Genomic DNA, 9,699 nt, shown 5'->3' with positions numbered 1-9,699 from the left:
GCCGAAACAACTCCCACAACTCATCCGAGACCAGATGCTCAGCAAGACTCGTCATACCAACACAACGACAACCCCCACCAAAGGAAACGTCGCCTAAGAGTAAAAGTAAAAAATGTCTGATCAGAGGTTGAGATTTCGCCATCGTGCGCGTTGCCCGCCGTTCCTGTGCGCGAAGCGCGTTGTCATGCGTGCCGGTCGCCTTCGGCTGCCGCCCGTGCGCGGCCCGGCGCACGGGGACGGCCGTGTGGGCGGTGCGGTACACGCCGCGATGGGAACGGGTGTGTGTCCGGCACGGGCGGTGGCTCCTGGACGCGGACGCCGACCAGCCTCTCGAGTATCTGGACGTGCGCGGCCTGCCCGAGGTGGCCGCGGCCCAACGGCGGTGGGTCGGGGTGGCGCGGCGGGCAGCACGGGCCGGAGTCGAGCCGGAGTGGGAGACGGCGCTGTCCGAGGTCGATGAGGACTGGAACCCGGGGTGGCCGGCGGACTGGCAGCGCCATTACGCGGCTGTGCGGGAAATGCTGGCAGAGGAGAGCGTGCCCGTCTATGTCGAGCCCGGGGTGACCGCTTTCACAATCTCGTTGACCGAGTGGATTCCTCCCTCAGATGGGGCTGAAGTCGCAGGCGCAGAGCGGGTTCGGGCAGCAGAGGCGGAACTTGAGGGCGCGTTACGCCGGGGGCAGGGTCCCCAGGACCAAGGTTCAGCAGCACGACTCGAACTTGCCGACCTTTGGAGCGTCACGCACGCACGCCTCAACCATTATCACGGTATCGCCCTTGCCCAGGCCGCCAAGTCGTTCCGGAATGCTCAGATTGCGAGTGGTCTCGGTTTTGCCCTGCTAGTGGTCTTCATGCTCATCGCGGTCAATGCAAGTACAACCGCTGGCAGCGTTGTCTCTGGCGGTCTCGGAGCTGTCTCTGCAGCCCTCTCCGGCTATGTAAGTCGTACGTTTGTGCGCTCGCAGGAGGCCGTCGCTGGCCACCTGCGCGCATACTTTGATCAGCCGTTGGAGATGAGCCGCTTCCTCGCAGCTGAGCGCCTTATCGCGGACTCGCAAATCAGTGACACCCAGCGTGCCGAGGTTGTGACCGCCCTCGTACAGGCCATGGTTGCTCCGCCAATGCCCCCACCTCTTCAAGACCCTCCCAAGAGCTAGGACACAAGCGGCTTCACGCCCAGAGAGCGTCCTGCGAAGCCTTGCGCCTGGTTCAGAACCACGTTGCCCAGGCGGTCACCGCGGCTGCCGCCGCGACGGCTACCAAGGCGGCCCACCCAACCAGCGTCCGCAGGAAGGTCCGCTGTGCCGTTCCGCTGATCTCGGCACGTGCTGATCCGCGTCGGTGCGCGACTGCGACCGGCGCGGTGACCGTCACGGAGGAGTTGTCGCCTGTGACGATGTTGATGTTCTGGAGTGCTTGGGCGACCTGGTCCGGTGTCGGGTCCTGCTGGCCGTCCGGCATGGCGGCCCGCAGTTCCCCGACCAGCTGGACCAGCCGGGTACGGACCTGGTCCAGGACCCCCTCCATGGCCGACGGGTGGACAGCCCAGTACAGCCTGAGCACCTGCCGGGAGGAGTTCTGGCTCATGAACACGGCTACTTCGGCAGCCAGGGCCGGGGCGAGTTGTATCGTCTGGCCTGGTTGCCGGGTGATGAGCGACTCGATCTGGCCGACACTCTGCCCGAGGCGGAGTACGCCGCCCAGGCTTTCACGGGCGAAATCGGGCAGGTCGAACGTGCTGACCGGCTGTCTCTCGAACTGGAACCTCCCTTGGAGGCCGTCCATCACCAAGGGTGCCGAGATTCTGCGGTAGTCAGGGGTCGGTACGTCCGTGCCCTCGTAGCCCTGGAGTTCCCGAAGTGCCCAGGTGCGTAGCGGTTCGGAGTGGGCGTGCCCTCCCAGGGCAATGACCTGACGCAGGATCGGGGCGAGCGGGCGGCTCTCGTCGAGGACGTCGTCCTCCAGCCGGTCCAGGCGGCTTCGGCGGAGTCTCACTTCGCGACGATGACGCCGGCGATCGCCGCCACTGCCGCGACGGCGGTCCAGATGACCGAGGTCCGGTGCCACCAGGGCTGAGGAGTCGCGGGCGCGGGTTCGTTGACGTTGGCGCTTGCGGTACCGCCGCGGTCCGCCTTCGCGTGTGGCGCGGAGATGTGGAAGGTGGAACCGTCGCCTCCCGTGATGTTGAGGGCCTGCTGCGCGGCCGAGTCGATCTGGTTGGGGTCGGGGTTCTGCTGGCCGGCGGGCATGGCTGCCCTCACTTCCGCGACGAATTGGGTCAGACGGGTTCTGACGTGATCAAGGACGCCCTCAAGGCTCGGTTTGGCGATCGCCCAGTTCAGGGCTGTGAATTCAGTGGAGTCGTTGCCGCTCTGCTGCTGCCACTCCGTCATTTCCAGGACGTACTCGGCTGATCCGGGCGGGCTGAGACGGATCATGCTGTCGCTGATGGCAACCAGACCTTCCAACTCCCGGACCCCTTGCCGGATCGGTGCGCTCTCCCCGATGCCGCGCTCACGAGCCCTTTCGGGCAGTTGGACCACGCTGATCCGCCGTTTGTTGCCCTGGACGATCTGGCCCGGCAGGTGAAGAGTCAACTCCACTTCGAGCGCAGCCGGTACCTTCCGGTGCGCGGGCATCTCATCGCCCGCTGAGTACCCCTCCAGTTCCTTCAGTGCCCAGGCGCGCAGTTCTTCATGGTGGGCGTAGCCGGCCAGCATGAGGCACTGCCGGAGGGCAGAGGCGAGAGAGGCAGTGTCGTCCAGGACGGCGCGCTCAAGCTGCTCCAGACCCCGGACATCGAAGGTCGTCACGCCACCCAGTCTGCCCTGTCCCACTGACAACCCGGCCACCCTCGTCCCGCCGGGCCCGGGGATGGCTGACCTCCCCGGGCCCGCGGTGCCCGAGGCGGATCGGCCTCCGCTTCCGCCCGGCCATCTCTCACCGCGCCGCCACGGTCACAAGCAAGCCGCTCCAACGGGTCCGCGACCCCTTTGGCCGTCGTGGCGATGAGCCAGCAGCAGGGGCGCCTGGGGACGCGGCTCTGACGGCGTTGAACCGAGAACCCCACCCACTATCTATTGCACACGTAATGGATAAGTGCAGGTCAGAGCGTGTTTTAGGGAAAAATCCTGTGTCACACTGAATGGCCGTCAGCACACTCCACTGCTGCACGCGGCTTCGTTCGCGTGTCCTGAACCCCCTGAAGGACTTCCGTACCCAGCCGTCCGATGCGCGAGCCGAACGTCACGGCCCTGGTGAGCTTGCTGGCCGTGCTGGTGATCCTCTCGATCAGCGGCTTCGCGATGTACGTGGCCTACCAGCACCCCGCACTCGCACCACCGCTGGCCGTCGCGACCGGGGTATGCGCCGCACTGCTCGCCGCTGTCGGCCTCACCCGACACTGACCGGAGTTCCCGGCTCAGCCTCTCCCCCGCGGGACAAGGCCGGGGTGAAGTGGCGGGGCGGGTGGCGCCTCGGGTTCGGCAACCTGGTACCAGCCGAGGGCGTGCATGGTCTCGGTCTCCCAGTCCTCGAACAGCTTAGGCAGGATCGTGGTGTCCCGGTCGGGGTCGCGGTGCCAGTCGATGAACGCGCGGGCTGCAGGGCGGCCGGCGTCGCAGGCCTCGCGTCACCGGGAGACTGGGCCGAACCGGGCCAAGGACCTGATGATGCATCGGAATGGATGGCAGTCGAGCAGTACATGGGTCTCTTCGAGCGCATTGAGGTGCTGATTGAGGGGGCGTTCTGGATGCTCACCTCACGAACTGTCTGTACGGCTACCGGGTGCGCAACATCGTCGCTAACGAGCGCATCCGCACCAAGCTCCTCATCGAAGGTGCGGCTGGCTGGCAAGACTTCCTCTCCCTTGTGCACCGTCTAAAAAGGACGGACGCGTCTTTCCTCCACTCCCCCAAGCTTGGATCTGAAGCTGGTCGTTGTCCTCGTGGCGTTCGGCCGCAGGGGTGCCTCCACGAGCAGTTTCGGGATCTGCACCCGATGTCAGCCGCACCCTCGGTCGTGGGTGCGCATTCCTGCAGCGGAGCACCGGGAGCGGTCGATGACGGTTGAGGAGCTCGTAACGGCTCTGGTCGGTGGCGGGTCGTACCGTCACGGTACGCGCGCGGGTGGCCGTGGATGCAGACATGGACGGAGCTCCTTCTGCTGGGTGCGCAGGGAGCGGGCGACGGCTTGGGCTTGCTTGCGCTCGTAGTCTCGGCTAGTCACGATCTTGCCCTTCTCGTGTGAGATCGTCCCCCTCCGTTTCCGGATCTGTGCCGCTTCGGACTTCAGGATGCGAGATGGGCAGCAGGCGGAACTGTTGCTGGTGCGTGCTGTCGTACGGCACTGCGGTATTGGCCTTCATGCGGCTGTGGTCGCTGATAAGGAGCATTTCGATGACCCGCGCTGCGGTCCGCAGGTCGTCCTCCGTCGTCCCTTCCTGAATGGCTGGCGGCGAATGGATGGTTCCGTCGCTGTCTCGGTCTACGTAGAAGCCCCGTTGCTTGGCAGCGTTGGCTTCACGGGCGGCGATCTCCGCTTCCTCCTCTCGTTGTTTGGAGGCTTCTTCCCACGCCTCGTAGTCCGTCCCCAGATCGCGCATGCCGCTGTAGTCACCCCAGAACTCGGCAAGTTCGTCGCCGAAGACGATGGCCTGGAGGTACTTCTTCGTGTGGCTTCGCCCGTGCTGGGCCAGAGCATCCACCGTGTGTGGCGTTTCATCTCCCATGCTCCAGGCGTCCTGGAAGACGTCGTAGATCCAAAGCGCCTTGCCGAGTTCTTCCTGTGCCAGAACAGTGAGAGATCGCGCCCGCCCGTATGACCCAGCCGATAGCAAGGTGTGCGCATCAGCCATCAGTGAGGAGGCATTGTCCATAAGTGCCTTCCAAAACTCGCGTGCCTCCCCCGGGACCATTTCGGTCATTGCGTTTCCCTTTTCAGTAGTCCAGGTCCAGGTAGTCGATGTCGTTGATTTCGACCTCGGACAGCCCCAGGGCGCGGCCACCGCCGTCCTGGAAATAGATGTCCTTGAACCCTTCGGCGATGATCTGGCGCATCTCCTGGTCGCCGGCCCCGGCATCGCGGGCGTCGAAGAGGCGCTGCGCGTAGGCCGGGGGGAGGTGGACGGTGAGGCGGCGGAAGCGTCCGTCGTCGGTGGTGCCGATGGGGGCGGTGTAGCCGAAGCGGGCCCGGGTCTCCACGGTGATCCCGCCGGAGGTGGCGGCCTGGCGCTGGCGGCGTTTGCGTACCCGCGGCTGCCAGCGGTCCCGTACCGCGTCGTCGATCTTTGTGCTGATGTGTTTCGGCGGGTTCTTGCGGGCACCGCGCCGGTAGCGGTTCACCGAGTCGGCAGTGATCCCCAACTCCTGCGCGACCGCCTTCGCGCTGCCCAACTGCTTGATCAGGTAACCGATCCGGCTTTTGAGTGTCGTCGGCGGCTGGCGGGTGAAGCTCTCGCGGTCGGCGCGTTCGATCGCGTCGTCGATCTCTCCGGCCACGGTTCTACTCGCCTTCGTCCAGGACGGCGTCGCCGCCCTTGATGTGCCGGGCAGGGTTGAGGCCCTGTTCCATCAGGTCGACCGCCCACGCCATCTCCTGGACGCCTTCCAGCTTCGCCAGCCCCGGCGTGGGCCCCAAACGGAATCCACCGGGCCGCGGCTTGCCCGAATCGTCGTACGGCAGGAAGTCCAGCGGGCTGCGGCCCGGGCTGGGGTAGACGACGCAGTCGGACAGCACCGCGAGGGGATACAGGCCAGTCAGCTTGACCATGTTGGTGAGCTTGCGGTGCATGTTCACCCGCGCCTTGGAGATGACGGCGGCGCGGATGTCGGGGCGCCAGGTCGGGCGTTCCAGGGCCGGCCAGCGTTCACCCTGTTGGTAGGCCTTTCCCTGCGGCCGCTCACGCAGCTTGCCCACCCCGCCCTTCACGGTCGCCTTGATGGCCGTGAGAACGGCGGCCATCGCCGGGTCGGTGTCCTTGTGGTGTTCCATCGCGGCGAGGAACGTCTCGTCGTCGAGGTCTTTGGTGACGCCGAGGTCGGCGAGGGTGTCGACGTAGGCGGTCTTGAGCCGGTCGTGCCACGGGTCCAGGTAGGCGCCGGTCTCGCGGCGCAGGTACGCCTCCAGGGGCTGAACGTGGTGGCCGCGTTCCTGGGCGTAGGCGACGGTGTGGGTCTGGTACCAGGCCGGACCGGTCGGGCGCTCGCCGGTGGGGGTGAACGGGGAGGGCAGGCGCGGGTCCAGTTCGATGTGGGAGAGGTCGACGAGCCAGCTCCCGGGGATCTTCGGGTTGAACTGCGGGCCCACGAAGTGGTCGGGCGCGCTGAGCCCGACGGTGAGGCGGGCCGCGGCGGCGAGGAACGCGGTGTTGAGGTCGAGGCCGACCGCCCACGGCAGGGCCGCCTCCTCCCCCGTGAGCTGGTCGACGTCGCGCACCCACTGGTACGCCTCCTCGTCCAGGAAGCCGCCCGTCCAGCCGGAGTTGACGACGACGGGGTGTTCGGCGGTGGCTTCCGGCGGCGCCGGGTCAACCGGCTCAGTCCCCAGCGAGCCGGGGTTGTAGCCGGACACCCAATTCCCGGTACCCGGATCCTGGACCGCCTTCGTGGGCGGGCGCAGCGCCGTCATCAGTTCCAAGCCCGAGACGGCCGTGCTGCCGCGCGGGGTGATGACCCGGGTCGCGTACACCCCCAGGACGCGGGCGACGTCGGCCGGCTCCATCTCCGTGACGCCGGGCCAGGAGCGATCGTCAAGGGCGTCCCAGGACAGGATCGCGAACTGCACGCACTGCCGCTCGCGGCCCTGGGCCTTGCGGTAGATCCGCGCCCACGGCCCGAAACCGCGCTGCGTGAGCTGCCACTTCGCTTTCATGACCTGTTTGACGACCGGGTGATCGGCGGGCAGGCGCAGGGAGCGGCGCTGCTCGTGGCCCTCCAGGCGCTCGGGCAGTCCCAGTTTCACCGCGGCGGCTGCGGTGAGGACGATCAGCGGGTCGGAGTCCTTGCCGTACCGGTTCAGCTTCGGCGCGCCGAGGCCGGACTCGCGCAGCGTCCACTCCACCAACTCAGGGATCGTGGTGGCCGGGCAGTCCAGCATGATCCCGTTCACGCCGTACGCGGAGCCGTCACCGTCCAGCACCGCGAGCGGGCCATGCGGGAACCGCGGATCGGCCGGAGACGCTGCCGCCTTCCGCGGGACCGGACGCCGCGACATCGCCGGACGAACGGGACGCGTCGGTGCGATCAGCTCGGCGGGCTCCGCGTCGGGCGCCACCGGGTTGGCAGACGTCTCCGCTACTTCCGGCTGCGGCACCGTCGTCGGGGCGGAGATGATCTCGGGAAGTGGGGGTGGTGTGCGGTGCGCAGGCGCCTCCGGCTCCGTCGGTGCCGAAGGCGGGGATCCCGCTCGTTGGAAGGCTCCCCCGCCGGCGAGGGGTACGGCCGGTGCGGGGTAGCGGTGGGCAAGGCCTTCGAGGAGGCGGCGGTAGGCCTCCAGACGCTCGCCCTTGGGTTCGGCACGGCCGGCTTCCCAGGCGGCGATACTCGGCACGCGCACCCCCAGGGCCTGGGCGACGGCGGCCTGGGTGAGGCCGGCCGTCTCCCGCAGCCGGGCCCGTTCGGCCGGAACGGGCAGCACGGTGCCGTCGTCGACGGCGGCCAGCAGAGAGTCGATCGCGGTGAACAACTGCGGGTGCTGGTCCGTCATCTGGGGTTCTTCCTTGTTCACCGCACCCCCTGGCGGATCTCTTCGAGCCGTGTCATCAGCCGCTGATAACGCTGCGAAGCGGCCTGCGAGGAGTTCAGGCCCTGATGCTGGGCGATCTGCCGCCAGTCCATCCCCCGGCGCCGGGCTTCGATCACGACCTGCGTCTCCAACCGGTCCAACTCCTCACGCAGACCCTCGAACAGACTCAGCGCGGCGCCCACATCATCCGGGAGCACGCCCGGCTCCCGGCCGTGCTCGTTCTGCATGCCGGCGGCACCCAGCAACCGGCCCACCAAGGAAGCATCCCGCTCGACACGACGCGCGGCCGTGGTCTCGTCTTCAGGAGGAGGGACCGCAAATGCGGCGAGGCGTTCGCGAGCCTGCCGAGGGATGTCACGTGCCATCCCGCTACCGTATCGCAGTCGGGTAACTGAACAACGATCCATTGTTTGGTTGTCATTCGATTGCCGATAGGGAACTGTCTGTTCTTCCGGGTTCTTCGTGGGGTGCTGAGCCTGCGTCAGGACTCGTTCTGTGCTCCAACCGCCGTTTGCGCGTGGCTGATCCGCGCAGGGAGCGATCGGTCGCATTTCGGCAAGATCCCCGGCCGGCGGCCTCGGCTGCCCGAAGCTCGCTCCAGGACGGCTTGTTGCGGAAAGGGCCGTCCCGTCGCCCGGGCAGGTGCGGCAGGTTCTGGTTCTGCCGTCGGCGACACGAAGCCTCCTCCCCGGGCAGAGCCTTCACCGTTTGAGGTCCAGCCAGCACAATCATGGAGATGGCCGGCAGCGCTTCGGGGGAGCATGGTGCCGAATAGAGATGCCGTTCGAAGATGGTGGGGGTCGCCACCGGCACGGGCCATGCTGTTGGTGCTCCTCGCGACCCTGATCTTCAACATCTTGGTCTACTTCGCCCAGGTCAATTCTCGTTCCGATGCGTTCGTCGATCACGACTACCGCCTCTGGGCGGCTACCGCGGCTCTCTCGTGCGCCCTGTGGGTTGTCGTACTCGCCGTGGGAATCACAGCAGTCCGCGCACTTCCTGCATCATGGCAGCGGGGGCGGGGATGGTGGCTGACGTCGCTCGCGTCGTACACCACGCTGATGCTGGCGGCCGGCACAGTGCTCGACCGGGTCAGTCGCGGCACCTCTTTCGAGGTGCCGATCCGGCACTTTCCGGTGGTTGTCACCGTTCTCACGGGGGCGGCTGCGACGGCTGCGGCTCCATGGATCCTTTCCGCCTGGTTGGCCCAGGAGACGGTGAAGGGAGCGATGGCGGAAGGGGTGCTTCCGGCCGGCGCCTCCGATCCTCCCGCCACGGCCGCTGCCGTCACGAGCATTCTGGCTGTGTGGCGGATCATCGAAAGAGGCGGACTCGCTCTCTCGCTCATCGTGTCGACGTCCGTTTTCGACACTGGCGCCCTACGCCTTGCTCTGATCGGTTCCGGTGTTGTCGAGCCGAGCCGTTTCCCTCCTGTTTTCGTCCTGGCGTACGGCGCCTTCGTCACCTCCGTCCTCACAGCGATTCTGCTGCCTCTGGTCTTCTCCTGGCGGGCCTGGGCGTTCACAGTCGTCGAGCAGGCACTGCCCCTGCCCGGTTCGGGAGTTCTCAATGAGGAGCTGACGGCGGCGCGGGCACGGCTGGAGGAACAGCTCCACATCGACGCCGGGTTCCTGAGAAACCCGATCACGATCCTGAGCGTTCTGTCCCCGTTTGTTACCGCTGTGGCTACCACCCTGGTGCCTACCTGAGAACAGGCGCGCCAGGACAGCACGGCACAGGCCAGGGAAACGCCGTACGAAGCGCATGCCGACAGACCAGCGGCGGGAGCCGGACGCCACTCGCCGACCGGCGCGGCAGGGGGACTGCCGGCATGTGCATCGCCGAGGGAGGACCGAAGGGATTCGTGATGTACACGCGCATGGCCTGTGCCGCCTCCCGCTCCCGTGCGAGGCGGCTGGCCCGCACTCGCGGGCACCGGCGCCTCGGTGCCTCAGG

The 9,699-nt window shown here is 67.1% G+C and carries 10 protein-coding genes; 3 read left to right on the top strand and 7 right to left on the bottom strand.

Going from position 1 to position 9,699, the window contains the following annotated elements; all coding sequences use genetic code 11:
* Positions 1–262, bottom strand: a 262-nt coding sequence (locus ACZ60E_RS39125) for a hypothetical protein (RefSeq protein WP_469446800.1), incomplete at its 3' end; no start/stop codon positions are given.
* Positions 263–344: 82 nt separating this feature from the next.
* Here ACZ60E_RS39125 and ACZ60E_RS39120 point away from each other — a divergent pair.
* Entirely contained in the window at positions 345–1,157 is an 813-nt protein-coding gene (locus ACZ60E_RS39120; protein WP_469446798.1) for a hypothetical protein, read from the top strand.
* Positions 1,158–1,209: 52 nt separating this feature from the next.
* On the opposite strand, the gene ACZ60E_RS39115 is transcribed toward ACZ60E_RS39120, so the two are convergent.
* Both ACZ60E_RS39115 and ACZ60E_RS39110 read right to left on the bottom strand, forming a co-directional pair.
* Positions 1,210–1,995: an AbiTii domain-containing protein gene (locus ACZ60E_RS39115; RefSeq protein ID WP_469446796.1), complete on the bottom strand. Its 786-nt coding sequence runs from the start codon at positions 1,993–1,995 to the stop codon at positions 1,210–1,212.
* Complete coding sequence (locus ACZ60E_RS39110; RefSeq protein ID WP_469446794.1) at positions 1,992–2,813, bottom strand: AbiTii domain-containing protein; 822 nt, start codon at positions 2,811–2,813, stop codon at positions 1,992–1,994. Before ACZ60E_RS39110 ends, ACZ60E_RS39115 begins: the two co-directional genes overlap by 4 nt.
* 417 nt (positions 2,814–3,230) lie before the next feature.
* Between ACZ60E_RS39110 and ACZ60E_RS39105 the strand changes: the two genes are divergently transcribed.
* On the top strand, positions 3,231–3,407 hold the full coding sequence (locus ACZ60E_RS39105; RefSeq protein WP_469446792.1) for a hypothetical protein: 177 nt from the start codon (positions 3,231–3,233) through the stop codon (positions 3,405–3,407).
* Between the two features lie 812 nt (positions 3,408–4,219).
* On the opposite strand, the gene ACZ60E_RS39100 is transcribed toward ACZ60E_RS39105, so the two are convergent.
* Genes ACZ60E_RS39100 through ACZ60E_RS39085 form a run of 4 tightly spaced genes read right to left on the bottom strand, consistent with a single transcriptional unit; the run spans position 4,220 to position 8,108 of the window.
* The gene (locus ACZ60E_RS39100; RefSeq protein WP_469446790.1) at positions 4,220–4,924 is read right to left on the bottom strand and encodes an AbiV family abortive infection protein; all 705 of its coding nucleotides are present in this window, start codon (positions 4,922–4,924) and stop codon (positions 4,220–4,222) included.
* A gap of 13 nt (positions 4,925–4,937) precedes the next feature.
* A complete protein-coding gene (gene tpg / locus ACZ60E_RS39095; protein WP_469446788.1) occupies positions 4,938–5,498 on the bottom strand; it encodes a telomere-protecting terminal protein Tpg in 561 nt (186 codons plus the stop codon).
* Between the two features lie 4 nt (positions 5,499–5,502).
* Positions 5,503–7,704, bottom strand: a complete 2,202-nt coding sequence (gene tap, locus ACZ60E_RS39090) for a telomere-associated protein Tap (RefSeq protein ID WP_469446786.1) — start codon at positions 7,702–7,704, stop codon at positions 5,503–5,505.
* Between the two features lie 17 nt (positions 7,705–7,721).
* Positions 7,722–8,108, bottom strand: coding sequence for a hypothetical protein (locus ACZ60E_RS39085; protein ID WP_469446784.1), 387 nt, complete (start codon positions 8,106–8,108; stop codon positions 7,722–7,724).
* A 453-nt stretch (positions 8,109–8,561) separates the two neighbouring features.
* Between ACZ60E_RS39085 and ACZ60E_RS39080 the strand changes: the two genes are divergently transcribed.
* A complete protein-coding gene (locus ACZ60E_RS39080) occupies positions 8,562–9,452 on the top strand; it encodes a hypothetical protein (RefSeq protein ID WP_469446782.1) in 891 nt (296 codons plus the stop codon).
* Positions 9,453–9,699: the final 247 nt, after the last annotated feature.

This window comes from Streptomyces sp. NPDC102514, assembly GCF_055584525.1.
The sequence above is the reverse complement of the archived record's forward strand: the minus strand, read 5'-3'. Positions and strand labels throughout refer to the sequence as shown.

Coding starts and splice junctions, on each gene's coding strand:
- ACZ60E_RS39100 (WP_469446790.1), bottom strand. CDS start 4,924: ATGACCGAAATGGTCCCGGGGGAGGCACGCGAGTTTTGGAAGGCACTT.
- ACZ60E_RS39085 (WP_469446784.1), bottom strand. CDS start 8,108: ATGGCACGTGACATCCCTCGGCAGGCTCGCGAACGCCTCGCCGCATTT.
- ACZ60E_RS39105 (WP_469446792.1), top strand. CDS start 3,231: ATGCGCGAGCCGAACGTCACGGCCCTGGTGAGCTTGCTGGCCGTGCTG.
- ACZ60E_RS39080 (WP_469446782.1), top strand. CDS start 8,562: ATGCTGTTGGTGCTCCTCGCGACCCTGATCTTCAACATCTTGGTCTAC.
- tap (WP_469446786.1), bottom strand. CDS start 7,704: ATGACGGACCAGCACCCGCAGTTGTTCACCGCGATCGACTCTCTGCTG.